The sequence below is a fragment of the Acuticoccus sp. MNP-M23 genome (genome assembly GCF_031195445.1).
Lineage (GTDB): Bacteria > Pseudomonadota > Alphaproteobacteria > Rhizobiales > Amorphaceae > Acuticoccus.
On record NZ_CP133480.1, the window covers coordinates 1,574,575 to 1,598,881 of the forward strand.

Sequence of the window (24,307 nt, forward strand, 5' to 3'; positions counted from 1 at the left end):
CCTAACTGGGAACCAGAGATAAAACAAAGGTGCGGCATGGCCCCTTCTGACGTTACGGACGCATCGTTCGACAACGATGTCATCCAATCCAGCGAACCCGTGGTCGTCGACTTCTGGGCGGAGTGGTGCGGCCCCTGCAAGATGATCGCGCCGTCGCTCGAGGAGATTGCGACCGAGATGGGCGGCAAGGTGAAGATCGCCAAGCTGAACATCGACGAGAACCAGGCCACCGCCATGAAATATGGCGTCCGCTCGATCCCGACGCTGATCATGTTCAAGAACGGCGAGCCGATGGCCACCCAGGTCGGTGCAGCCCCCAAGGGCAAGCTGTCCGACTGGATCAAGTCTTCCATCTGAAAGCGAAACGAGGCGGCAATGTCCGGCGAAAACAAGGAGGGCGCGCCGCAGGAAGCGCGCCCTGACGACGAGGCCCGCGAAGACGGCCCCATGAATGCAGAGGACGAGCATATCATCGCTGAGACCGAGGACGGCCCTGCCGGCGACTTCGATGAAGACGTCGACGAGACCGCAGCACTGCGCGCCGAAGCCGAAGAGATGCGCGGCAACATGCTGCGCGCCCTCGCCGAGGCCGAGAACGTGCGCCGCCGCGCGACCCGCGACGTTGCGGACGCGCGCCAGTATGCCGTCACCGCCTTCGCCCGCGACATCCTCAACGTGGCGGACAATTTCCGCCGTGCGCTTTCCCTGATCGAGGATCGGGAGTCCCTGCCCGAAGAGGTCAAGGGTCTGGTCGAAGGCATCGACATGACCGGCCGCGAGCTGGCCAGCGTCCTCGAGCGCCACGGCGTGAAGATCATCGAGCCGGTGGGCGAACGGTTCGACCCGAACCGCCACCAGGCGATGTTCGAGGTCGAGAACCCCGACGTTGCGTCCGGCACCGTCATGCAGGTGGTGCAGGCCGGGGCGATGATCGGCGATCGCACCTTGCGCCCGGCGATGGTCGGCGTGTCGAAGGGCGGCCCCAAGCCCGAGCCGAAGGCCGAAACGGGCAGCACCGGAGATGCCGCCTGACAGGCGCATCCTCGGTCCTCCTTCTGGAGGGCCCGCTGTCGCCGCTCTTCCGCCTGATCGGACGGCGGCTTGAGGCCGGCGGCGCATCCGTCCACCGCATCAACCTTTGCCCCGGCGACGCTGTCGCCTGGGGTTTCGGCCGTGCGATCAACTACCGCGGCCGCCGGGCGGATTTCGGCGCCATCGTCGGCGCCTTGTGCGAACGGCACGGCATCGACACCGTGCTGATGCACTCCGAACGCCGCCCCTATCATCTTGAGGCGGCCGCCGAAGCGCGGGCGCGGGGCATTACCGTTTGCGTGACCGAGCTCGGCTACCTCCGGCCGGACTGGATGACCATCGAGCTGAACGGCAACTCCGTCGACAGCCTGTTTCCGACCGATCCGGACGAGATCCGCGCCATCGCGGCCAACGCGCCGCCGGTGGACACGTCGGTGGTGTACCCGCGCGAGCCGCTGCTGGAGACGCGGGACGACCTGATGAACGCGCTGCCCAACGTGTTCGCGGGCTTCCTCTACCCGCGCTATCGGCAGCACGGCCTTTACCACCCGTTCGTGGCCTATGCCCGCTTCCTCTGGCGCGAGGGCCACAAGGGCTCGCGCGACAAGGCCGCCGCCGCCGTTCGCAAACGGCTGAAGCCGCCCTTCTATCTGTTCGCCATGCAGACCGACACGGACTTCCAGATCCGCGCCAACTCCCAGCTCGAAGACACCACCGAGGCGCTGGGCCTCACCTTCCGCTCCTTCGCCGCCCACGCCCCCAAGGACGCACGGCTTGTCGCAAAAAAGCATCCCGGCGACCTTGGCCCGGTGGACTGGACCGTTCGCGTCCCGAAACTCGCCGCGGAGGCCGGCATTGCGGACCGCGTGGATTTCGTCGACGGCCTCGGCATGGGCGTCTGGTGCGCCGATGCCGCCGGCATGGTGACGATCAACTCCAGCGCCGGGCTGGACGGGCTGGCCGCGGGGCTGCCGACCCACACACTCTCGCCGTCGATCTACGATGTGCCGGGCCTCGTCCACCAGGGCACGCTTGACGCGTTCTGGACCGAGGCCGTGGCGCCGGACCCGGCCCTGTTCGAGGCGTTCCGCAAGGCGCTGGCGGCGTCCATCCAGGTGCGCGGCACCATCTACAACCGCGAGGGAACCACGGTGTCCGCCAATGCCATTGCGGACCGGGTGCTGGCCGGCACCGTCGGTGCGCCCGGCGCCACGAATGGCCCGCCGCCGCGTCACGCACGGGCAAAAGCCCTCGGCATCCGCTGATAGGCCGCCGGGTGAATTTGCCCGGCCCCATCCCTATATTGATTGCAACGACCAGACGGCCCGGCGCCGAGATGCGGCGCACCGGCCTTAACCACAAGAACAATCCGGAGCCATTCCGTTGAGCACTGCCGAAACCACCGGTAGCGACGATCTCGTCCTGCCCTTCTCCGTCGATGATCTTGACGTGCGCGGCCGGATCGCCCGGCTCGGCCCTGCGTTGGACGACATCCTGCGCAAGCACGACTATCCGCCCGAGGTCTCCCGCTTTCTGGGCGAAGCGATTCTCCTCAACGTCCTCTTCGCCACCGCGCTGAAGATCGACGGCCGCGTCATCCTGCAGATCCAGTCCGACGGCCCCGTGTCGATGGTGGTGACCGACTTCACCACCCCCGATGCCCTGCGCGGCTACGCCCGCTTCGACGCGGAGGCCGTCGCGGCGCTCGGCGAGAACCCCTCGCTTGGCGAAATTGCCGGGACGGGGACGCTTGCCCTCACCATCGACCCGCGGATGACCAACCGCCGCTATCAGGGCGTGGTGGAGCTTGCCGGCGACAGCCTGGAGGACGTGGCGCACGCCTATTTCGCCCAGTCCGAGCAGATCCCGACGCTGTTCCGCCTGGCGGTGGCCGAAACCATCGAGCGCCGCGAGGGCGAGGCACCGCAGCGCAGCTGGCGCGGCGGCGGCGTGACCGTCCAGTTCCTGCCCGAAGCCTCGGACCGGATTGTGGTGCGCGACCTCGACCCTGGCGATGCGCCGGACAACGCCGCCGCCAACGACGACCGCGAGGACGACGACGCCTGGGTGGAAGCTGCCGCCCGCGCCAAAAGCGCACAGGATCACGAGCTGGTGGACCCGGCAATGACCGCTGAGCGGCTTCTTCTTCGTCTCTTCAACGAACGGGACGTGCGGGTGTTCGACGCATTCACCTTGAGTGCAGACTGCCACTGCTCAACTGATCGCATTAAGGTCATGCTCGACCAGTTCAGCGAGGAAGACCGCGCTTCCATGGTCGAGGACGGGGTCATCAAGGTCACATGCGAGTTCTGCAACACGCGCTACCGATTCGAGCCGGACAGTCTGGAGCCGCTCCCCGCGCCGCACTGAGGGGCCGATGCTGAGGCGCGCGCTCCGGCTCGGGGCGCAGGCCGTGCTGCCGGCCCTCGTCCTGTTCGGCGCGTTTCTCGTCACCGAGGCGCTGTTGTCCGGCCCGCCGCGCACCATGCCCGGCGGCGCGCGGCCGGAAGTGGTCTACTCGGTCACCGCAGCCGACGTCGCGCTGGGCGCAAACCGCGCCACGCTGCGGGCGTTCGGCGAGCTTGTGGCCGCGGACGCTGCGGAACTGCGCGTTGCCTCGCCGGGCGAGGTGGTGGCCGTCCACCCCAACCTCCAGATCGGCCGGACCGTGGAGGCCGGCGCCCCGCTGGTCACCATCGACCCGTTTGCCTACGAGGGCGCCCTGCGCGAAGCACGCGCCCAGCTCGCCGAGGCCCGCGCAGGCGCTGCCGAGGCCGACGCCCGCATCGGCATGGAAACCGCCCTCAAGAGCCGCGCCGAAGAACAACTGATCTTTGCGCAGACCGATCTGGAACGGGCCGAGCGCCTGTCCCGCTCCGGCAACATCACCGACAAGGCGATGGATGACCGCCGCCTTCTGGTCAGCCAGCGCCAGCAATCGCTCGATCAGGTGCGCTATACGCTGGAGGCCGAGGTTGCGCGGCGCGACCAGCAGGCCGCCGCCGTGGAGCGGCTGCAATGGATGGTCGAAAAGGCAGAGCGCGCGCTGGAGGACACCGTGCTCGCCGCCCCCTTCACCGGCATCGTGCGTGAGGAGAACGCCTCCGTCGGCCGCCAGCTTGCCGCCAACGACCTCGCCGTCTCGCTCATCCGCGCCGATGCGCTGGACGTCCGCTTCGTCCTCAGCGACCAGCGCTATGGCCGCCTCCTCGACGAAGAGGCGCTGTTCGGCACCGAGGTGGAGGTGATCTGGCGGATCGGCGACACGCCGCTCACCTACAACGCCACGGTGACGCGTGCCGGCGCCGACATCGACAGTGGGCGCGGCGGCGTCGACGTGTTTGCAAGGGTCGACCTTGGCAACCGTGCCGCCCCCCGGCCAGGCGCCTTTGTGGAGGTGCGCATTCCGGGCGTGGTGCGCCAGAACACCGCCCGCGTTCCCACCGCTGCCCTTTACGGGCGCTCGGTGTTCGTGATCGGGCCGGACGACCGCCTCGTCTCGCGCAAGATCATCATCCACGCGCTGGACGATGGCGACGCCATCGTGAGCGGGCCGCTGAACGACGGAGACCAGGTGGTCACCACGCGCCTTGCCGAAGCCGGCGACGGCATCAAGGTCAACCGCGTGGACGGCCCGGCGAAGAAGAGCGCGGCGCCGGACACCGCCAGCGTCGCCACCAAGGTGCCCGACCCGAACGGCGAGCCCCCGGCAACTCCCGCCCGCCCCCGCAAGCAGGGCGCTCCCGACGCGGCGGAGCGCTCGTGAAGAGCGCCCGCCACAAAAGGGCCGCGCCGCGATGAAGGCGTTCATCTCCCTCTTCACTCGGCACCCCAACGCAGCCAACCTCCTGATGGCGCTGATGCTGGTGCTGGGCGCCTTTTCGCTGGCCAACCTCACCACGCGCTTCTGGCCGCCCACGGATCTGGCGCAGGTTGAGATTTCCATCGCCTGGCCCGGCGCCAGCGCGGAGGACGTGTCCACCAACATTCTCGACGCGGTCGAGCCCGCCGTGCGCTTCCTCACCGGGGTCGATTCCATCCGCTCGGTCGCCCGCGAAGGCTCGGCCTTCACCTCGCTGAACTTTGCGCCGGGTACGGACATGCAAAAGGCGCTTGGCGATGTGGAGCAGGCCGTTGCCGGGCTGACGACATTGCCCGAAGACGCCGAAAGCCCCGTGATCCAGACCGATCAGCTGCGCGATCCGGTCGCCAAGATCGGCGTGGCCGGCCCCTTCCCCGAAAGTGCGCTGCAGGTTTTTGCCCGCCGCATCCGCGACGACCTCCTGGACCGCGGGCTCGACCGGATCACCATCGGCGGCATGCGCAACCGCGAGATTCTGGTGGATGCGCGCGAGCACGATCTCCTGCGCCACAGCCTGACCACGGCGGACATCGCCGACGCCATCCGCGCCAACACGCTGGACCGGCCGGCCGGCGTCCTCACCGGCGTGGTCGACCGCCAGGTGCGCGTCGCGGCCGGGGCCGAAACGCCCGCGGCCATTGCAGCCATGATCGTCAAGGCGCTGCCGTCGGGCGAAGCGCTCACCGTTGGCGATGTGGCCAACGTGTCCGAAGGTTTTGCGCGCGGCACGGTGGCCGGTCTGCGCGGCGGCAACCCCGCAATCGAGCTCAGCGTGGAACGGGCCCAGTCCGCCGATGCGCTGGCCTCCGACGCGGTGGTTCGCGCCTACCTCGACGACGTGCGCCCGACGCTCCCCCAGAGCCTGACCGTCCAGCTTTACGACGTCCAGACCGACAAGCTGTGGGATCGCATTTCCATCCTGATCCGCAACGGCTGGCAGGGCCTCGCCATCGTGCTGATCGTCCTGTTCCTGTTCCTGCGCGCGAACATCGCATTCTGGGTGGCGCTGGGCATCCCGGTTGCGTTTGCCGGCACCCTCGCGGTGATGCTGGCCACCGGGCAGTCGATCAACATGATCTCGCTGTTTGCGCTCATCATGATGCTGGGCGTCATCGTCGATGATGCCATTGTGGTGGGCGAACACACCGACACGCTGGCCAGCCGCGGCCTGCCGCCGGCGGAAGCGGCCGAACGCGGTGCGATGGAAATGCTGGTCCCGGTGCTGGCCTCGTCGGTCACCACCATCGCCGCCTTCGCCCCCATCTTCATGATGCGCGACATCATCGGGCAGATGATGGATGCCATGCCGCTGGTGGGGATCTCGATCATCATCGCCTCGCTGGTGGAGTGCTTTCTGATCCTGCCCGGCCATCTAGCGCATGCCGGCCGAACGGGCTCCGGGCTCAACGTCGGCCGCTTTTTCCGCCTCACGGTTTTTGCAGGCATCGGTGCGGTGCTGATTGGCGGGGCGGTGACCGCGGCACGCTGGCTTGCCACCGCGGAGCCGGCGGCGCGCGAGGCGCTCCTGTCGCTGCCGCCGCTCTTCGTGGCAACGGTTGCCATCATCGCCGGCCTGGCGCTGGCCGGGCTGGTGGAGCGCCGCCTTGCCCGTCGCAGCGGCGTCTCCGCCCACGGCACCACCCATCGGCTGCGCAGCGGTTTCGACCGCCGCTTCAATGCGCTGCGGGACGGCCCGTTCACGCGCGCGGTCCGCCTCACCTACGCCTACCGCTACACCACGCTGGCCGTGGCCGTGGGCTCGGTGATGGTGGTGGTCTACGGGCTCTATCTGGGCGGCGGGCATGTGCGCTTCGTGTTCTTCCCCTCGCCCGAGGCGGAATTCGTCCAGGCGCGGGTGGAGTTTCACGCCGGCACGCCGCGCGAGCGGGTGCTTGAAGGCGTCTATGCCGTGGAAGCTGCGCTGAAAGAATCGGAAACCGCCCTCGCGCCGGATGGCGAGACCGTGGTGTCCGACACCTACGCGCTGATCGGCAGGGCAGGCCGGGACCGGGGCGACAACCTTGCCACCCTCCGCGTGCAGCTTGCCCCGTCCGAAGACAGGACGGTGCGCACGCCCGCGCTGGTCCGCGCCTGGAAAAAGGCCGTGCCCGACATTGCCGGCATCAAGCGGGTTTCCATTGCCGAGCGGCGTGGCGGCCCGCCCGGCCGCGATGTGGACATGCGCCTCACCGGCGCCGACCCGTCGGTGATGAAGGCGGCCGCCACCGAAGCCATGGCCGCCATGGCCGCGCTCCCCGGCGTGACCGCTGTGACCGACAATCTGCCGCTGGGCAAGCCCGAGGTTGCGCTGTCGCTCACGGCCCGCGGCAAGGCGCTTGGCTTTACCGCGGAGAGCATCGGCGCGCAGGTGCGCGGCGCCTTCGAGGGCGACATTGCCCGCCGCCTTGCGATCGGCGACGACGAGGTGCCGATCCGCGTGCGCCAGCGCACCGGCAACGCACCGGTTCCGCTGGAGGATCTGTTTCTGCGCGCGCCCGGCGGCGAATTCGTGCCGCTCACCGAGGTGGCTTCCCTTGCGGAGCGGAACACCTTCTCCGTCATCGTGCGGCGCGACGGGCTCACCACCATCGCCATCTTTGCCGACGTGGACACCGCCATCGCCACGCCGCAGGAGGTCACCGCGCTGATTGCAGAGACCATCGTGCCCGGCATGGAGGCCCGTTACGGGGTCCGCGCCAGCTTCGACGGGCGGGACAGGGAGCGCCGCCGCTCGTTCGAGGACCTGCGCCAGGGCGCCTATCTCGCCCTCATCATGATCTATCTGACGCTGGCCTTCGTGTTCGGCTCCTACTGGCGGCCGGTGGTGATCATGCTCATCATCCCGTTCGGTGCGGTGGGCGCCATCCTCGGGCATGTGGTGCTCGGCATGAACCTCACCATCGTCAGCTTCGTCGGCCTGCTCGGGCTGGCGGGGATTCTCGTCAACGACTCGATCATTCTGGTAAAGCGGTTCGACGAGCGGCTTGGCGCCGGCGAGACCTTTGCCGACGCCGCAACGGGCGCCAGTGCGGACAGGCTTCGCGCCGTGCTCCTCACCTCGCTCACCACCATCGGCGGCCTGATACCGCTGATCTTCGAGCGCTCCATGTCCGCGCAGTTCCTGTTGCCGATGGCGATTACCATCGTCTTCGGGCTGGCGCTGGCGACGGTTCTCGTGCTGATTCTCGTTCCCACGCTCCTCGGGATCGGCTTCGATATCGGCCGCGTGTTCAGCGCACTGATCGGCCGCCGCCGCGCTTCTGCCACACCGGCAAATCCGCGCTAGAGCGGCCTGCCGCGGCAGGGAGCAACGCCCGCGCGCCCTTCCGGCGACCGCGCGCCTCGTACAACCGAAGACAAAACCTCTTTGATGTTCTGCCGAAAACGTATTCTCTGAGAAAAACGAACGCCCCCACCGCAAGCCCGGTAGGTCGACAATGACGATGGGAAGAAACTCCGGCGCCCTCCCGTGCAGGGGCCGCCAGCGCAACTCGGGCCCGATCCGGCGCAAGGTCGAGGGGCGCCGTCCATGAGCGTTCAGAACGTGGCGCCGGACCCCCACCATGATGCGGCGGTGCTCTCTGCAGGCGCCGGGCCGGCGCAGGCGCGCCGCGTCGCGATCCTCATTCATGGTCCCGGCGGATCAGCCGAACAGGCCCTTGCACTCGGCCAGCAGCTGGCACTGGCCGATGTGGCGCTGCTCGCGCCCAGCGCACCGGAAGGCTGGTGGCCACGCTCCTTCCTCGCCTCCATCGAGACCAACGAGCCTTATTTCGGCTCGGCCATGCGAGCGGTCGAGTCGCTGGTGGCGGATATTCTGGGGCAAGGCGTTCCGACGCAGCGGATCATTTTCGCCGGGTTCTGTCAGGGGGGCTGTCTGGCGCTCGAACATGTCGCGCGGGCGGGGCGCCGCTATGGCGGGGTGGTCGGCATGTCGGCGGGGTTGATCGGCACGGGTGAGGCACCCGCCGCCTTCCCCCTTTGCGAACTCTACGGCCACCGCGACAAGGTTTTCGACTACCCGCAAGGGCTGGACGGGATGCCGGTGTCCCTCAGCTGCCGCATCCACGATCCGCTGATGCCGCTGAAACGGGTGGAGGATACGGCGCGCATCATGGCCGGCCTCGGCGCCGAAATTTACACCTACTTCGAGCCGGGCGCGGGGCACGCGATCCTGCAAAATGATGTCCGCGCGCTCCGGGCGCTGCTCAGCGCGCGGTAGGCTTTCGCGCGCCAGTGCGCGCCATTGGCTCGCAGAAGGGCGGTCCGGATTGAGCCCCGGGTTTTAAGGTCTGCCTACGCCGCAAGGGTGCCGTGCAGCCCCTGATCAGATCTCGGCGCCGCTGAGTTCCAGAGCGATGCGGTCGCGGCGCTTCTTCATGTCTTCGAGGTGTGGGTGGATTTCGAGGGCGCGGTCCATCACGGCCACGGCGTCTTCCTCACGGTCAAGCGCGAGGAGGATCATGGACATGCCCGCCAGCGCACCCCAGTGACGCGGCTCGCGGCGCAGAACCTGCTCGATGTCGGCAAGGGACTCGCCGTATTTTTCTGCGAGGAAATAGACGGTGGCGCGGCGGTTCCAGCCTTCCACGTAGTCGGGATGGAGGCGGATCACACCGTCCAGAATGTCCAGCGCCTTGGCATAGTCCTTGGCCTTCATGCTGACGGCGGCCTGGCGCATCAGCAGGTCGACGGTGTCGGACCCGGACTGGGCCATCCGGCGCATGATGTGGCGGGCAATGCGCTTGGCCTGCCGGTCGTTGCGGGCATTGGCAAGGCGGCCGAACAGGGCGTCGATCCGTTCGGCTTTGCGCGCGGCGGCAGAGGCGGTCTCCCGGTCCTTCCGGTCGCCTTTCTCCATGGCGTCCGCGGCGGGCTTGTCCGGCGCGCCGACATTGCGCTGCGGCATATCGGTGCTGTCGGCACCGGCGTCGGGACGCGGCACCACAACGGTCTCGGCCGCAGCCGGAAAACCGGGTGCGGCCAGAGCGAGTGACAAGATGAGCAGGCTTGCGAGCTTTTTCATGGTCTCGACTATGAGACCAAGCGGCCCGTCCGGTCAAAAGGACCGACGGTCGCATAGTGGCAGTTGCCCAGCCTCGGGCAAGCCACCCGCGCGGCAGGAAGGCCGGGCGTCAGCCCTGGCGTGCCTTGAAGCGCGGTGCCTTCTTGTTGATGATGTAGACACGGCCCCGGCGGCGAACCAGCTTGTTGTTGCGGTCGCGGCGCATCAGGGCCTTCAGCGAATTCTTGATCTTCATGATTGGACCCCGTGAACAAACAAACGGCGCGGGAACCCGCGCCGTCTCTGCCCCTTAATAGGTGTACCGTGCTACAAAGGTCAAGCGATTGATTGCGTGCGCTTTCAGCGGTACCAAAATCCAACGTCGTCTCCAACCGAGAAACGACCGAATACCCAAGGAGTTAATTATGATGAAAATTACGAAACGCGACACCGCCATCGCCGCTGCGGCATTTCTGGTGGCCGGTGGCATCGTCGGCACCGCCATGGCCAACCAGCCGCGGATGGATCGCGCCATCGGTCTGCTTCAGCAGGCGCGCGGCGAGCTGCAGGACGCTCCGGCCAACAAGGGCGGACACCGCGTGAAGGCGCTGAACCTCATCGATCAAGCCATCAAGGAAGTCCGCCTCGGCAAACAGGCCGCCAATAGATAGGCACTTCAGACAAACTGAGCCGAGCGGCTGAGGCCGCTCGGCTCATCAATCAGCGCCCTTGCGGGCAATCCGGCGTCCGGCGCGCAAGGCGCGCCATCCGGTCAGCCGTTGGCGGCCAGCCGGAGCGGCTCCCCGGACTCATCACGCAGCGGCAATTCCACATCCACTTCCAGCAGCGACATGTCGCTGCCACGATCCATCTTCACGTGCACCTTGTCGCGCTCGATGGTCATGTGCTTGGCGATCACGGCGAGGATCTCCTCACGCAGCGTCACCAGAAGGTCCGATGTGCCCGACGCCGCACGCTCGTGCGCCAGGATGATCTGCAGACGCTCGCGCGCCACAGGCGCGGAATTCTGCTTTCGGCGGAACAGGTCAATCAGATTCATGCTGCCCTCTTCGCGAAAATTTTGCCGAACAGGCTCCGGCGATCGGCCGGGATCTCGACGGTGACGTTCTCGCCCATGATGCGCTTGGCGGCGTTCTGATACGCCTTTGCGGCGGTGGAGTGGGGCGAGCCCAGCGTCACCGGCATGCCGAGGTTGGAGGCCTTCAACACGTCCTGGCTTTCCGGCACCACCGCAATCAGCGGGATGGAGAGGATTTCCAGAACGTCATCGACCTTCAGCATCTCGCCGCGTTCGGCGCGGACCGGGTCGTAGCGGGTGACGAGGAGATATTTCTCCATCCGCTCATCGCGCTCGGCCTTCAGCGTCTTGGAATCCAGCATCCCGATGATGCGGTCGGAGTCGCGCACGGAGGAGACTTCGGGGTTGGACACCACAATCGCAACGTCGGCGTGGCGCATGGCGAGCGTCGCGCCGCGCTCGATGCCGGCCGGGCTGTCGCACAGGATGTAGTCGAACTTCTCGCGCAGCTCGTCCATCACCTTGTCGATGCCCTCTTCCGTCAGCGCATCCTTGTCGCGCGTCTGGCTGGCGGGCAGGAGGTGCAGGGTGTCCACGCGCTTGTCGCGGATCAGCGCCTGGGAGAGCTTGGCATCGCCCTGGATGACGTTGATGAGGTCGAACACCACGCGGCGTTCGGCGCCCATCACCAGGTCGAGGTTCCGAAGACCGACGTCAAAGTCGACGATGGCGACGTTTGCGCCGGTCTGTGCCAGCGCTGCCCCGAGCGCCGCCGTCGAAGTCGTTTTGCCGACCCCGCCTTTGCCGGACGTGACTACCAGGACTTTCGCCATTTACGATCCCTTTCCGTTGAAGGCGGCCATCTTGAGGGCGTCGCCGTCGAGCCATGCCTGTACCGAGCGGCCGACACAGGCCGGGTCCAGGTCTTCGTTGGTCTTGTAGAGCCCGTTGATCGCGACGAGCTCGGCGTGGAGCGCGTTGCAGAAGATCCGGGCCTTGCGGTCGCCGTTGGAGCCGGCAATTGCCCGCCCCCGCAGCGCCCCGTAGATATGAATCGAGCCGGCCGCGACGATTTCGGAGCCGGAGGCCACCGAACCGATCACCACAACGTCGCCCTTGAGGTGCACGACCGACATGCCGGAGCGGACGGGTTCATCGAGTATCAGCGTCTCGTTGTCCGGCTGCTCCATCGCCTCTTCCACCGCGGCGAGCGCGGCTTCGGCGAGCTCGCGCTTGGCGTCGGCGGTGAGCGGCTGCTCTTCCGCAGGCGCTGCCACCGGCGCCTCTTCTGCCGGTGTCGCGAACGCGTCGGCCTTGGCACCGAGTTCGGCCAGCGCCGCAACTTCCTTGCCGCCGGTCAGGATCGGCGGCAAGCCTCTCGCGTCTGCCCCCAGTTCACCGGGGGTGCGCCCGTCGAGGCCCATGATGGTGATGTGCCGGCGTTTCAGCTCGGTCACCATATGAACCAGGTCGGGCCGGGTGGCCGGCATGTGCGAAATGTCCACCACCACGGGCCGTCCGGCAAAGAAGCCGGGGCTGCGCTTGGCGAAGGAGTCGAACTCTTCCAGCCAGTCCGAAATCGGCGGCATGGGGGTGAGAACGAAAGCCATGAACGACCGGCCGGTAAACCGAATCGATCGCTGTGTTGGAGTCGTTTGTTGCACGAGCGTTAATCCGGTTCCGGGTCTGGCCCATATGAATGCCAACGCGGTAAATTTTGGGTTAACGTCTGATTCGCGTCACGCGCGTATCCTGGCGATCCACAGGTAGGATTGCGCCAATCCGCATTTTTGCGGCCTCGGACCTTCGGCAGACCCGCCATGCGGTGCCAAGGTCACGCCCTAGTCTTCGTCGCTGTCCATGCCGGTGCCGCTGTCCTCTTCCACCACCGGAATCGCGTAGTGGCCGCCAAGCCAGCGGTGCAGGTCGAGGTCGGCGCACCGCTTGGAGCAGAACGGGCGCGCGTCCTCTGACGCAGGCTTGTTGCAGATGGGGCATCGCTTGGTGGGCGGGATGGTTCCGCCCGGCCGGGGCGGACGCGCGCTGGCACTCACGGCGCAGCGTCGCCTGCGGCCGGGTCGCGCTTGAAGCCGCTGCCCACCAGAAGCTGCTCGGTCTCGTAGAGGGGCAAGCCCACAACCGCAGCATAGGAGCCGACGAGCTGGGTGACGAAGGCCCCGGCCCGGCCCTGGATGGCGTAGCCGCCCGCCTTGCCTTCCCACTCGCCCGACGCGAGGTAGTCGGCAATCTCGCGCTCGGACAGGCGCTTCATCTTGACCCGCGTCTCCACCAGCCGCTCGCGTGCCTTGCCGCCGGAGATGACCACCACCGCCGTCATCACCCGGTGGCTGCGGCCGGAAAGCTGGCGCAGGCACTTGTCCGCCGCCTCGAAGGATTCCGCCTTGGGCAGGATCCGGCGACCGACGGCCACAACGGTATCCGCCGCAAGAACGAACGTGTTGTCGAGGCCCATCAACTCGCGCACGCGCGACTGCCCCACGGCCGCTTTCTCGCGGGCCATGCGGGCGGCGTAGGCGTCAGGCCGCTCCTTGTCCTGCGGCGTCTCGTCGATGTCTGCCGGGGAGAGGTGGTCGGGTGCGTAGCCGATCTGCTCCAGGAGCTGGAGCCTGCGCGGCGAGCCGGAGGCCAGAATCAGGACGGAGTTTTTGCGCCGGCGCGCCATCTTATTTGTAGCGATACGTGATGCGACCCTTGGTCAGGTCGTAAGGAGTCATCTCCACCAGCACCTTGTCGCCGGCAAGAACGCGGATGCGGTTCTTGCGCATGCGGCCTGCGGTGTGTGCGATGATCTCGTGCTCGTTTTCCAGCTTGACCCGGAAGGTTGCGTTGGGGAGGAGTTCAGTCACCTGCCCCGGAAATTCCAGTACTTCTTCTTTCGCCATGTGGCCCTTGTCGACTCGCTCTGTTGTTTGGACACGCCAACCCTACAAGTGGTGACGTGCACGCGTTGGTTCCAGCCTCGGTGAAATGGGGCGGGACCAGACGCATTGGGATTGCGGACGCCGCGTTGCCGCGGCACGGGGCTTCAGCCGGCGAGCCTCTTGCGGATCGCGACGTCGAGGGCGTCACGGCACGCGCGATAACTCTCCAGAATTTGCGCTCTGGAGCCTTGAGTAGACGATGGATCGAGGGTTGGCCAGTATTCGACGTCGAAGGACTGCGTTCGCGCCAGATCCAGCACGTGGTGGTGGGCTTCCGGTGCCAGCGTCACGACAAGGTCGAACCCGGTATCGGCAAGCTCCGCCATCAGGCGCGGCCGGCGCTGCGAGATGTCGAGCCCCTTCTCCGACATCACCTCGGCGGCAAACGGGTCGGGTTGGCCGCCATCCACCCCCGCCGAGCGGGAATAGATCTTCGGAAAGGCGGCGCGGGCCAGCGCGGCTGCCATCGGTGAGCGGATCGCATTGTGGCGACACACAAAGAGAACCGCTCCCGGTGCCCCCACTGTCAGCCCTTGAAATGCAGGGCGCAGATGAGCGTGAACAGCCGCCGCGCCGTGTCGTGGTCCACGCCGATCTTGCCCTCCAGCCGCTCGGCCAGAATGCGCGAGCCCTCGTCATGAACGCCCCTGCGGCCCATGTCGATGGCTTCGATCTGCGCGGGAGCCGACTGCCGGATTGCAGAGAAATAGCTTTCGCAGATGAGGAAGTAGTCTTTCACCACCTTGCGCAGCGGCGACAGCGACAGGATGTGCGTGATGAGCTGCCCGTCCCCCTCGTCGGCCACATGGAACACAAGCCGATTCTCGACGATGGACAAGGTGAGCTTGTACGGCCCGTCCGGCGCGCCCGCGGGGTCGAACACGTTTTCCTCGAGCAGGTCGTAGATCGCGATGGCGCGTTCGTGCTCGACCTCGGGCGTGCCGCGCTCGATCGACGCTTCGTCAAACAGGACCGCAACGAGGCGGCGGGCGGGAGGCTGTGGTTCGGCCATGGCCGGGCTCAACTCAGACCGAGCCGGCGCGGTGCTTGGGCCGCATCGACGCGCTCCAGGCCGCGCCAAGGTCGGTCAGCCGCACCTCGATGCACTCCACCTCCAGTTTCAAGGCGGCATCGCCCGCACACACCAGTGTGACCGTGCCGCCCGGCGCCTCGGGCTCGGTCTGCGCGAACGTGATGGCCAGAACCGACAGCACCGCCTCCTTGTCGGTTGGTGCGACGCCGATGGAGCGCACGCGCTTCACCCGGTCGAAGTGGAGGACCGCGCGGCGACGCTGGTCGGCGGCGCGGCGGCGCAGCGCCTGCGTGGTTTCCCAGGCAAAACGGTTCATCGGCATCAAAAAGGTGCCCGTGGCGGGCGACCAGCGAATGTCCGCCGCCTTCACCACCGCGTCCTGCACGTGCGCAGACACGACGCTGAGGTCTTCAGTATCGAGTGCGGCCAGTTTCAGGGGAGTGGTCGAGGACATGGCGTGGATCCGACTATTGGCGTCTCAGCGACACATAGCAGACGAAACGCCTTTGGCGATGGCAGAACGCATTGCCATCGCCGCGCAAGCAGACATGGCGCGGCAAACGCCGCGCCCGGTCAGCCCGTGATGCGGGAGATCTGCGCGCCGCAGCGCGACAGCTTCTGCTCCAGGTGCTCGAAGCCACGGTCGAGATGGTAGATGCGGGAAACTTCGGTGTCGCCCTCGGCCGCAAGGCCGGCAATCACGAGACTGACGGAGGCCCGCAGATCGGTGGCCATCACCGGCGCACCGCGCAGATGCTTGACGCCCTCGACCGTCGCAGTCTGCCCGTTGAGCGAGATTCTGGCACCGAGGCGCGCCAGCTCCTGCACATGCATGAACCGGTTTTCGAAAATCGTCTCGGTGATGTGGCTCGTGCCCTTGCCGGACGTCATCAGTGCCATGAACTGGGCCTGCAGGTCCGTGGGGAAGCCCGGATAGGGCGCGGTGTCCGCGTCCACTGCTTCGATGCCATGGCCGTTGCGGCGGATGCGAATGCCGCGGTTGGTCACGTCGATTTCCGCGCCGGCTGCGCGCAGGAGCTCGATCGGCCGCTCGAGGTGAAGGGCGCTCGCCCCTTCCAGGGTCACGTCGCCCCCGGCCATGGCCGCAGCAAAGGCGTAGGTTCCCGCCTCGATCCGGTCCGGCAGGACGGTGTGGCGTGCACCATGAAGCCGCGGCACACCCTGAATGTGGATGGTGGGGGTGCCCTGCCCCTCGATCTTCGCGCCCATCGCAATCAGGCAATCGGCCAGATCGACGATTTCCGGCTCGCAGGCGGCGTTCTCGATCACCGTTTCACCCTGGGCCAGCGTAGCCGCCATCATCACGGTGTGGGTGGCACCGACGGAGATGCGCGGGAAGCGGACACGGTTGCCGACAAGGCCATTTTTGGCGCGGGCGATCACGTAACCTGCGTCGATGTCGATCTCGGCGCCCAGCGCGCGCAGACCGTCGATGAAAAAGTCCACCGGGCGTGTGCCGATGGCACAGCCGCCGGGGAGCGACACCACCGCTTCGCCCATGCGCGCCAGAAGCGGGCCGATCACCCAGAAGCTCGCGCGCATCTTGGACACAAGCTCATAGGGCGCGCGGGTGTCGACAATGGCGCTGGCCGTCATGGCGACGGTCTGGCCCGCAAGGGAATCCTGCCCGTTGCGCTTGCCCTGGAAGGACGTGTCAACGCCGTGGTTGGCCAGAATGTCGAACAGGCGCTGCACGTCGGCAAGGCGCGGGACGTTCTGAAGCGTCAGCGTCTCGTCGGTGAGGAGCGAGGCGATCATCAGCGGGAGGGCGGCATTCTTCGCGCCGGAGATCGGGATGGCACCTTCCAGAGGTACGCCGCCGGTGATCTTGATGCGATCCATGAAGCCCTCACTACACACAAAAACGACGCTTGAACGAAGCCTGATCGACAAGGCGCAGGCAAGCGACGAACGGAGTATGCGCTAAGCGAGTTTATGGAACGTATCAAACGGTCCGGCGGCCGGGACCGGGGTTGCCGCACGGGTCGCCGGGAAGTTGCGACATCTCCGCCACACCGGCCGCGCCGCGCAACCGTGCGGTGTCGCCGCGGGGCGATCCCCCGCTACACTTCGCCTTTGATGACGGGATGGATCGGATGCGTCGTCACCGCCTGCAGAAGGTCGTCGCCGACACGCCGGGTGGCGCCGGCGATGTAGGCGCCGAGAGCGTCGGCAGACATCGGGCGACTGTAGAAGAAGCCCTGAATCTCGTCATATCCGGCGCGCACGGCAAATTCGCGCAACGCTTCGGTTTCCACGCCCTCTGCCGTGACGCGCAGGTTCATGGCGGCGCCCAGAGCGCTGATCGAACGCAGAACGTGAGCCACGTTCTGGTTGTTCTCGAGCGAAAGGAAGCACGAGCGGTCGACCTTGATCTTGTCGAACGGAAACATCCAGAGGTAGTTCAGGCTGGAGTTGCCGGTGCCGAAATCGTCCATCACGATGCGTGTGCCAAGGGCTTTCAGCGCATGGAGTTTTTCCAGAAAGGGCTCGGGCTCGCGGATGAACATGCTCTCGGTGATCTCAAGCTCCAGACGCGAGGGGCTGAGCCCGCTGCCGTCCAGAGCAGTCCGCACGTCTCCGACAATGTCCGCGTCGAACTGCTGCGCCGACAGGTTGACGGACACGATGATGTCGTCCGGCCATTCCATCGCCTTGGTGCAGGCTTCCTGCAGCACCCAGGCCCCGATGCGCGGGGTAAGCCCCATCTCCTCGGCAACGGGAATGAAGACGCTCGGCGAAACCGGCGTGTCTCCGGTGGCCGGCAGGCGCAGGAGCGCCTCGAATGCAGCCAGTGCGCCAGTGCGGGTGTCGTGCATCGGCTGGTAATGCAACTCGAAGGTTTCCGCATCGGCAGAGCGCCGCAGGAGCATGCGCAGCATGTTGCGCACACGCATGTCCTCATCCATGCCCACTTCATACATGACCGCCGTGTCGCGCCCGGAATCCTTGGCGCGGTAGAGCGCAAGGTCGGCGCATTTCTGCAGGTCGACCTCGTCGGACGCATGCTCCGGCACGATCGCGACGCCGATGCTGGCACTGACGCCCATGGGCACTTCGTCGACCCGGCGGATCTCGTTGACCGCTTCGCGCAGCCGCTGTGCCATGGCATTCGCCTGCGCCACGGTGGCGACGCCCTGCTGAATGACGGCGAATTCGTCACCACCGAGCCGGGCAAGAAGGTCGTCACCACCGATCTCGCGCTCGATCCGGCTGCAAACGTCGCGCAGGAGAGCGTCGCCGGCGTCGTGGCCCAGCGTGTCGTTGATGGCCTTGAACTTGTCGAGATCGATGAGGTGGAGGGCCATCATCCGGTCGGTTTTTGTGGCCTCGCCCACCGTCTCCCTCATCTTCTCAGAAAAGAGGTTCCGGTTGGCCGCGCCCGTCAGCGGGTCATGATGCGCCATGAAGCGGATCGTCTTTTCGCTGCGGCGCTGCGCCAGCAGCAGATAGCCTGTTGCCGCAGACGTCATCAGCGCAAGCCCGGCCAGGAGAGCACTGAACAGGATCGCGTTGCGCGCTTCGTCCGCAAAGATCCTGGCCGTGCGCGTCTGGTCGAGCAGGACACCGGCAACGCCCACCACCGCGCCGTCGTCCATGACGGGTGCAAAGACCCGTGCCAGCGTACCCGTCGTCCCGTCCGGCAGCGTTCCTTTGCTCACGCGCACGAAAGGCTCCCCCGCAAACGCCTCGGACGGCACCTCCCAATCGGGGACGAGCGGGTGGAACCTGCGATCGGCCGCAAGGCTGGATTCGGTATCGGCGACCGTGGCGTTCAGCCGCACGGTGCCGTCCAGTGCATGCAGGCTGAAATAGATGATCTCGCTGCCCAGCGCCGCTGTGCGCAGATAGGTCAGGTCCGCCTCGTGAACGTCATGGCCGGCCATGACCTCGGTCATTTCCAACTGGTTCGACAGGGTCGCGAGCACCCAGATCTGCGCCGTCTGCAACGCCGTTTTCGCCACGTCCTCCTTTGCAGAAATAATCGCGGATATGGCGACGATCATGAAAACGATCGCGACCAGAATTGCGCCGACAATGTTGAGAACGAAAGCCTGCTGGATCCGAAATCCGGGACGATTCGACGATTGCATTTTCAAGATCAGCGGCCTGTTCCAGCACGATTACCGACACCGCGGGATGCTTCGCGCATGCCAGAATGCAGCGCGTCGGAAGGCAAGTCAGATAGGATTGTAAGCGTAAGTTGCAACCACGCATCCGACAATCCCGGAACGGTCCGGAAATCTGGCCTGGCCCCGCTCTCGTCAAACCTTGCGGAACGACAGTGCGTTGAACGGAGCCTTGCTAGACTGACGTGACGAAGGAATCGAGGACACGCTTTCGTCCCGCCTTGTCGAAGTCGACGGTGAGCTTGTTGCCTTCCACCGCAGCAACATTGCCGTTGCCGAATTTCTGGTGGAACACCCGCGCGCCCGGTGCGTAAGCGCTCGGCCGGTCCGCCACCGACTTTGCGACAAGCTCACCCTCGATGGTGCTTGGCAAATTGCGCTGGCGCCGCGGCACATCCTCGCGCCGCTTCGCCCGCTCCCAGCCCGGCGTATGGTAGCTGGACGAAAAGGTCTCCACCTGGTCGAAACGTGAGCCGCCATAGCCGCCGATCCCGCCGTACCCCGCTTCCTCGCGCACAGCCACATGGTCTTCCGGCAGCTCGTCGATGAAACGCGAGGGGGCGCTCGACTGCCACATGCCGTGGATCCGCCGGTTGAGGGCGAACCACACGAATGCCCGCTTGCGCGCCCGCGTCAGGCCCACATAGGCAAGGCGGCGTTCTTCCTCGAGGCCCGACTGGCCGCTCTCGTCCAGCGCGCGGACGGAGGGAAACAGCCCCTCCTCCCAGCCCGGCAGGAACACCACGTCGAATTCCAGCCCCTTGGCGCCGTGGAGCGTCATCAGGGTGACGGCTTCGTCGCCGGCATCGCTCTGCGCCTCGGTCACGAGGCTGACGTGCTCCAGGAACGCGGGCAGCGAGTCGAACTCGTCCATGGAGCGGATGAGCTCTTTCAGGTTTTCAAGCCGCCCCGGCGCATCGGCGGATCGGTCCGCTTTCAGCATGTCGGTGTAGCCGGATTCTTCCAGGATAATCTCGGCGAGCTCCGTGTGCGGCAGGGTCGCCATCTGCGTGCGCCAGCGGTCGAACTGCGCAACCAGCGTGCCGAGCCCGGTCCGGGCCTTGCCCTTGATCTCGTCGGTGGCAAGGAGGTCTGCCGCTGCCGTCAGCAAGGGCACCTCGCGGTCGCGCGCGGCTTCGGTGATGGTGCGGATGGTGACCTGGCCCATCCCGCGCGCCGGCACGTTGACGATGCGCTCGAACGCAAGGTCGTAGGCCGGCTGGGTCACGCAGCGGAAATAGGCCAGCGCATCGCGGATCTCTTTGCGTTCATAAAAGCGCGGGCCGCCGATCACGCGGTAGGGCGTGCCTGCGGTGACGAAGCGGTCCTCGAACGCACGCATCTGCGCGGTGGTGCGCATCAGGATGGCGATCTCGTCGAGGCTGCCGCCGGCCTTGTGCAGCCGCTCGATCTCGTCGTTGATCGAGCGCGCCTCCTCCTCCGAATCCCAGGAGGACGCGACGCTGACGGGCACCTCGTCGGGGTCGACGATGTCGGTGAACAGCGTCTTGCCGAGCCGGCCCTCGTTGTGGCTGATGAGGTGGCTGGCAGCTGCCAGAATGTGGCTGGTGGAACGGTAGTTGCGCTCGAGGCGGACGACCACGGCGCCCGGAAAGTCGGTCTCGAAGCGCAGGATGTTGTCCACCTCCGCGCCGCGCCAGCCGTAGATGGACTGGTCGTCGTCACCCACCACGCACAGGTTGCGGTTGCCCTGCGCGAGGAGCCGCAGCCAGAGATACTGGGCGATGTTGGTGTCCTGATACTCGTCCACCAGCATGTAGCGGAACCGGCTCTGGTAGATCTCCAGAACGTCCGGATTCTTGCGGAAGAGGCGGATCGGCTCCAGCAGCAGGTCGCCGAAATCGGCGGCATTCAGGGTCTTCAGCCGGTCGCGGTAGAGGTTGTAGAGCTTGAGGCCCTTGCCGTGGGCGAACCAGTCGCCCTCGCTCTTGGGCACCTCTTCGGGCGTCAGCCCGCGGTTTTTCCACGCGTCGATCTGGCCCAGAAGCTGACGGGCGGGCCAGCGCTTCTCGTCGATGTTCTCGGCTGACAGGATCTGCTTGGCGAGGCGGATCTGGTCGTCGGTGTCGAGGATGGTGAAATCGGGCTTGAGGTCGACCAGCTCGGCGTGGCGGCGAAGGATGCGCGTGCCGATGGCGTGGAAGGTGCCGAGCCAGGGCATCCCCTCGCTCTGGCCGGGGACGACGCGGCCGATGCGCTCCTTCATCTCGCGCGAGGCCTTGTTGGTGAACGTCACCGCCAGGATCTCGGACGGGCGCGCCTTGCCGAGCGCCAGGATGTGCGCGATCCGCGTCGTCAGCACCCGCGTCTTGCCGGTGCCGGCGCCGGCCAGCACCAGAACGGGGCCGTCGATGGCCTCCACCGCGCGCCGCTGCTCGGGGTTGAGGCTTTCCAGATACGCCGGTGCCGGGCGCGATGCACGGGCCGCACGCTCGGCAATGGATACAGTCGGCGCCGTCTGACGCATTGGGTTCGTCATCGCCCCACCTGATTCGCTAGCGCGCCATCTTAGAACAGATGTGCAACTGTTGATGCAAATTCGAGTGCTTTTTCGGCAAATGTGGATGAACTCGGGGACAACATCCGCAGTCCCGCGCAAGCCAACGCCGAACCCTGCGTCAATCTATGCGTTGTTTTGTCAACGACCGATCCAAAGACCACCGACCGGCCCCTGCCGACGACCCGAGGACCGACATGCGCCCCACCCCTATCGACTCCATCTCCCGCCTCGCGTGCCTGCTGGTCGCGGCCATTCTGCTTGCGCTGCCAGCGCACGCGCAAAGCCCCGCGCCAGCGGCAGAGCCACAGGCACAGGCACAGGCGCCGGCGAACGCGAACGCGAGCGCGGACAACGTCACCGTGCGCACCGGGCCGCTCAAGGTCGGCGCGGCCCAGCGGCCACCGTTCGCGGCACAGGGCGCGGACGGCAGCTGGCAGGGCATCGGCATCGACCTGTGGCGCATGGTCGCCGAGGACACCGGCCTTCCTTATGAGATCACCCCCATCACGCGCGACGGGCTCCACGAGGCGCTGCGCTCCGGCGAGATCGATGTCGCCATCGCCCTCGACGCCACGCCCGAAAATGCCGAGGGCGTCTCTTTCACCATGCCGTTCTACACCGCCACCCTCGGCGTGGTGAGCGAGGTGGAGCTGTCGTTCTTTCGGGTTTTGAAGAACCTTGCGACCCGCGAGCTCCTCAACATCGTTATCTCGCTGAGTGCGCTTCTCCTCGTGGTCGGCGGTATCATCTGGCTGGTGGAGCGCCGCCACAATGAGGATCAGTTCGCCCATGGCGCGGCGCGCGGGCTTGGCGATGGCTTCTGGTGGGCCGGCGTCACACTCACCACCATCGGCTATGGCGACAAGGCGCCCCAGAGCTTCATCGGCCGCGCGGTGGCGATGCTTTGGATGCTGGTGGGGCTTGCCGTGTCCGCAGCACTCACCGCCTCGGTGGTTTCGGCCACCAACATCGGCAGCGCGCAGACGCTGAACGTGCCGTCGGACCTCACCGACCACCGCGTCGCGGTGCAGGAAGGTGGCTCCGCCGAGGCTTATCTGAAGAACCTCGGCATCACGCTCGTGCCCGAGGCGACGCTGGACGATGCGCTCGCCGCGATCGCGGCGGACAAAGCCGACGCAGCCGCCGCTGCCGCGCCGACGTTGCGCGTCGCGATGGACAAGGTGCCGAGCGACCTGATCCTCTCGACCACCACGCAGGACCCGCAATATGTCACCATCGCCACGCGCGCGGACCTTGCCCCGGCCGAGCAGGATGCCATCGACCGCGCCGTTTTGAAGGCCGTGACGTCCGACGGATGGTGGAGCCTCGTCGACCGCTACCTGCCGGGCAGCAACTAGGATCTGGCGAGACTGTCCCGCGCGGCCTGATGGAGCAGCGCATGGCGAGCGGCCAGCGCCTCCACGTCGTCCGAGTAGCCGCCGCCGAGCACGCCCACCAGCGGCAGGCCGCGGGCCCGTACCGCATCAATCACCCGGCGGTCGCGCGCGGCAATCCCGTCATCGGTGAGGGCAAGTCGGCCCAGCCTGTCGTCCCGGTGGGGGTCGACGCCGGCGTTGTAGAACACAATGTCCGCCGGAAAGGCGAGCGCCTGCTCCAGCGTCTCGTCCAGAACCGCCATGTAGCGGGCGTCCTCCACCCCATCGGGCAGCCCGACGTCTATTGTGGAGCGCGCCTTGCGGACGGGGTAGTTGGCCTCGGCGTGGATCGAGACCGTGGCAACGCCGGGGTCGTCGGCGAAGATGTGGGCGGTGCCGTCCCCCTGATGCACATCGCAGTCGAACACCAGCGCGCGGCCGATGGCGCCGTCGGCCTGCAACACGCGGATCGCCACCGCCACATCGTTGAAGACGCAGAACCCCGCCCCTTGCTCGTAGCGGGCATGGTGGCTGCCGCCGGCGGTGTTGCAGGCAATGCCATGCTCCAGCGCCAGACGGGCGGTCAGCGCGGTGCCGGCGCAGGCCGTGCGGGCACGCAGCGCCACCGAATCGGTCATCGGAAAACCGATCTCCCGCGCGATCCTTGCCGGAACGTCGGCGGAAAAGACCTGGTCCACATAGGCCCGCGCGTGGGCCAGCGTAATCCATGACGCGGGCGCCGGCGCCGGAACGTGAAACGGACCGAAGCCGAGCGCGGTCAGCCGCCGGGCCACCGCCCCGAACTTGCCCATGGGGAAGCGATGGCCGGGCGGAAACACCGCCTGATACTTGGGATTATGAACAACGGGGAGCATTGGCACGGGGCCGAACGTGGCGCGCCGCGCGTATCGGTGCAAGCCTTCGGGCGGTGTGGCGGGGCGCCGCGCGGCCGCGACCGTCACCAGCGCTGCGGACACAAAAAAGGGACGGCGAGCAAGGCCCGCCGTCCCCTTTTGTCAGCATTCAGGCTGATGCCTGGTCAGGCAACCATCAACAGGGCCGGCACTGCAGCCACTGTTGCGGGCACCGCCGTCAAGGTAGCGGACACCGCAGCGCCGCCGACCAGCAGCATGATCAGGAAGATCACCGCCAGCACCACGAAGACGAAGAACAGGATACGCGCGATTGTCGCGGCGCCTGCCGCAATCCCGGTAAATCCGAACACACCCGCAATTACCGCGACCACCGCAAAGATGATCGCCCAAGTCAGAAAGTCCATCGTCTCACCCACTCGTTTGTTTCCGGGACAACCTGTCGCGGCACCAACAAGTTCCACGCAAGCCACG

At 66.7% G+C, this 24,307-nt stretch carries 24 protein-coding genes and 1 pseudogene; 9 read left to right on the forward strand and 16 right to left on the reverse strand.

The window, feature by feature from the left end:
• The first annotated feature begins 36 nt into the window (after window positions 1-36).
• The 7 genes from trxA (at window position 37) to RDV64_RS07475 (ending at window position 9,116) form a co-directional block, all read left to right on the forward strand.
• The gene (gene trxA, locus RDV64_RS07445) at window positions 37-357 is read left to right on the forward strand and encodes a thioredoxin (RefSeq protein ID WP_309198638.1); all 321 of its coding nucleotides are present in this window, start codon (window positions 37-39) and stop codon (window positions 355-357) included.
• A gap of 18 nt (window positions 358-375) precedes the next feature.
• Window positions 376-1,032, forward strand: coding sequence for a nucleotide exchange factor GrpE (gene grpE / locus RDV64_RS07450; protein ID WP_309198639.1), 657 nt, complete (start codon window positions 376-378; stop codon window positions 1,030-1,032).
• 194 nt (window positions 1,033-1,226) lie between these two features.
• Entirely contained in the window at window positions 1,227-2,297 is a 1,071-nt protein-coding gene (locus tag RDV64_RS07455; protein ID WP_309198640.1) for a capsular biosynthesis protein, read from the forward strand.
• Between the two features lie 118 nt (window positions 2,298-2,415).
• A complete protein-coding gene (locus tag RDV64_RS07460) occupies window positions 2,416-3,402 on the forward strand; it encodes an Hsp33 family molecular chaperone (protein ID WP_309198641.1) in 987 nt (328 codons plus the stop codon).
• A gap of 7 nt (window positions 3,403-3,409) precedes the next feature.
• On the forward strand, window positions 3,410-4,798 hold the full coding sequence (locus RDV64_RS07465; RefSeq protein ID WP_309198642.1) for an efflux RND transporter periplasmic adaptor subunit: 1,389 nt from the start codon (window positions 3,410-3,412) through the stop codon (window positions 4,796-4,798).
• A gap of 31 nt (window positions 4,799-4,829) precedes the next feature.
• Window positions 4,830-8,180 carry an efflux RND transporter permease subunit gene (locus tag RDV64_RS07470; protein ID WP_309198643.1) on the forward strand — a complete coding sequence of 1,117 codons (3,351 nt, stop codon included), beginning with the start codon at window positions 4,830-4,832 and terminating at the stop codon, window positions 8,178-8,180.
• A 243-nt stretch (window positions 8,181-8,423) separates the two neighbouring features.
• Window positions 8,424-9,116, forward strand: a complete 693-nt coding sequence (locus RDV64_RS07475) for a phospholipase (protein ID WP_309198644.1) — start codon at window positions 8,424-8,426, stop codon at window positions 9,114-9,116.
• Between the two features lie 105 nt (window positions 9,117-9,221).
• On the opposite strand, the gene RDV64_RS07480 is transcribed toward RDV64_RS07475, so the two are convergent.
• Window positions 9,222-9,920: a tetratricopeptide repeat protein gene (locus RDV64_RS07480; RefSeq protein ID WP_309198645.1), complete on the reverse strand. Its 699-nt coding sequence runs from the start codon at window positions 9,918-9,920 to the stop codon at window positions 9,222-9,224.
• Between the two features lie 109 nt (window positions 9,921-10,029).
• Window positions 10,030-10,155: a type B 50S ribosomal protein L36 gene (gene ykgO / locus RDV64_RS07485; protein ID WP_309198646.1), complete on the reverse strand. Its 126-nt coding sequence runs from the start codon at window positions 10,153-10,155 to the stop codon at window positions 10,030-10,032.
• A 169-nt stretch (window positions 10,156-10,324) separates the two neighbouring features.
• Between ykgO and RDV64_RS07490 the strand changes: the two genes are divergently transcribed.
• Window positions 10,325-10,570, forward strand: a complete 246-nt coding sequence (locus tag RDV64_RS07490; protein ID WP_309198647.1) for a hypothetical protein — start codon at window positions 10,325-10,327, stop codon at window positions 10,568-10,570.
• 101 nt (window positions 10,571-10,671) lie between these two features.
• On the opposite strand, the gene minE is transcribed toward RDV64_RS07490, so the two are convergent.
• The 12 genes from minE to RDV64_RS07550 form a co-directional block, all read right to left on the reverse strand.
• On the reverse strand, window positions 10,672-10,959 hold the full coding sequence (minE, locus tag RDV64_RS07495; RefSeq protein WP_309198648.1) for a cell division topological specificity factor MinE: 288 nt from the start codon (window positions 10,957-10,959) through the stop codon (window positions 10,672-10,674).
• On the reverse strand, window positions 10,956-11,771 hold the full coding sequence (minD, locus tag RDV64_RS07500; RefSeq protein ID WP_309198649.1) for a septum site-determining protein MinD: 816 nt from the start codon (window positions 11,769-11,771) through the stop codon (window positions 10,956-10,958). Before minD ends, minE begins: the two co-directional genes overlap by 4 nt.
• Window positions 11,772-12,548, reverse strand: a complete 777-nt coding sequence (minC, locus tag RDV64_RS07505) for a septum site-determining protein MinC (RefSeq protein WP_309198650.1) — start codon at window positions 12,546-12,548, stop codon at window positions 11,772-11,774. It abuts the gene before it with no gap.
• A gap of 231 nt (window positions 12,549-12,779) precedes the next feature.
• Complete coding sequence (yacG, locus tag RDV64_RS07510; protein ID WP_309198651.1) at window positions 12,780-12,992, reverse strand: DNA gyrase inhibitor YacG; 213 nt, start codon at window positions 12,990-12,992, stop codon at window positions 12,780-12,782.
• Window positions 12,989-13,621, reverse strand: a complete 633-nt coding sequence (locus RDV64_RS07515) for a Maf family nucleotide pyrophosphatase (protein ID WP_309198652.1) — start codon at window positions 13,619-13,621, stop codon at window positions 12,989-12,991. The genes yacG and RDV64_RS07515 overlap by 4 nt, the downstream gene beginning before the upstream one ends.
• A 1-nt stretch (window position 13,622) precedes the next feature.
• The gene (infA, locus tag RDV64_RS07520) at window positions 13,623-13,841 is read right to left on the reverse strand and encodes a translation initiation factor IF-1 (protein ID WP_309198653.1); all 219 of its coding nucleotides are present in this window, start codon (window positions 13,839-13,841) and stop codon (window positions 13,623-13,625) included.
• A 143-nt stretch (window positions 13,842-13,984) separates the two neighbouring features.
• Entirely contained in the window at window positions 13,985-14,404 is a 420-nt protein-coding gene (locus RDV64_RS07525) for a low molecular weight phosphatase family protein (protein WP_309198654.1), read from the reverse strand.
• Between the two features lie 2 nt (window positions 14,405-14,406).
• Entirely contained in the window at window positions 14,407-14,892 is a 486-nt protein-coding gene (locus tag RDV64_RS07530) for a UPF0262 family protein (RefSeq protein ID WP_309198655.1), read from the reverse strand.
• Window positions 14,893-14,905: 13 nt separating this feature from the next.
• Entirely contained in the window at window positions 14,906-15,367 is a 462-nt protein-coding gene (locus tag RDV64_RS07535; protein WP_309198656.1) for a DUF2948 family protein, read from the reverse strand.
• Window positions 15,368-15,486: 119 nt separating this feature from the next.
• Window positions 15,487-16,776, reverse strand: coding sequence for a UDP-N-acetylglucosamine 1-carboxyvinyltransferase (murA, locus tag RDV64_RS07540; RefSeq protein ID WP_309198657.1), 1,290 nt, complete (start codon window positions 16,774-16,776; stop codon window positions 15,487-15,489).
• A 221-nt stretch (window positions 16,777-16,997) separates the two neighbouring features.
• Window positions 16,998-19,028, reverse strand: coding sequence for an EAL domain-containing protein (locus RDV64_RS07545; protein ID WP_309198658.1), 2,031 nt, complete (start codon window positions 19,026-19,028; stop codon window positions 16,998-17,000).
• Between the two features lie 211 nt (window positions 19,029-19,239).
• Window positions 19,240-21,564, reverse strand: a complete 2,325-nt coding sequence (locus RDV64_RS07550) for a UvrD-helicase domain-containing protein (RefSeq protein ID WP_309198659.1) — start codon at window positions 21,562-21,564, stop codon at window positions 19,240-19,242.
• A gap of 215 nt (window positions 21,565-21,779) precedes the next feature.
• Here RDV64_RS07550 and RDV64_RS07555 point away from each other — a divergent pair, with 215 nt between their 5' ends.
• Window positions 21,780-22,943 carry a transporter substrate-binding domain-containing protein gene (locus tag RDV64_RS07555; RefSeq protein ID WP_309198660.1) on the forward strand — a complete coding sequence of 388 codons (1,164 nt, stop codon included), beginning with the start codon at window positions 21,780-21,782 and terminating at the stop codon, window positions 22,941-22,943.
• Here RDV64_RS07555 and RDV64_RS07560 read toward each other — a convergent pair.
• Both RDV64_RS07560 and RDV64_RS07565 read right to left on the reverse strand, forming a co-directional pair.
• Window positions 22,940-23,836 carry a histone deacetylase gene (locus RDV64_RS07560; RefSeq protein WP_309199453.1) on the reverse strand — a complete coding sequence of 299 codons (897 nt, stop codon included), beginning with the start codon at window positions 23,834-23,836 and terminating at the stop codon, window positions 22,940-22,942. The two genes, RDV64_RS07555 and RDV64_RS07560, sit on opposite strands and share 4 nt — an antisense overlap.
• A gap of 230 nt (window positions 23,837-24,066) precedes the next feature.
• A pseudogene (locus RDV64_RS07565) lies at window positions 24,067-24,240 on the reverse strand (DUF1328 domain-containing protein); the annotation flags it as partial.
• Between the last annotated feature and the right edge of the window lie 67 nt (window positions 24,241-24,307).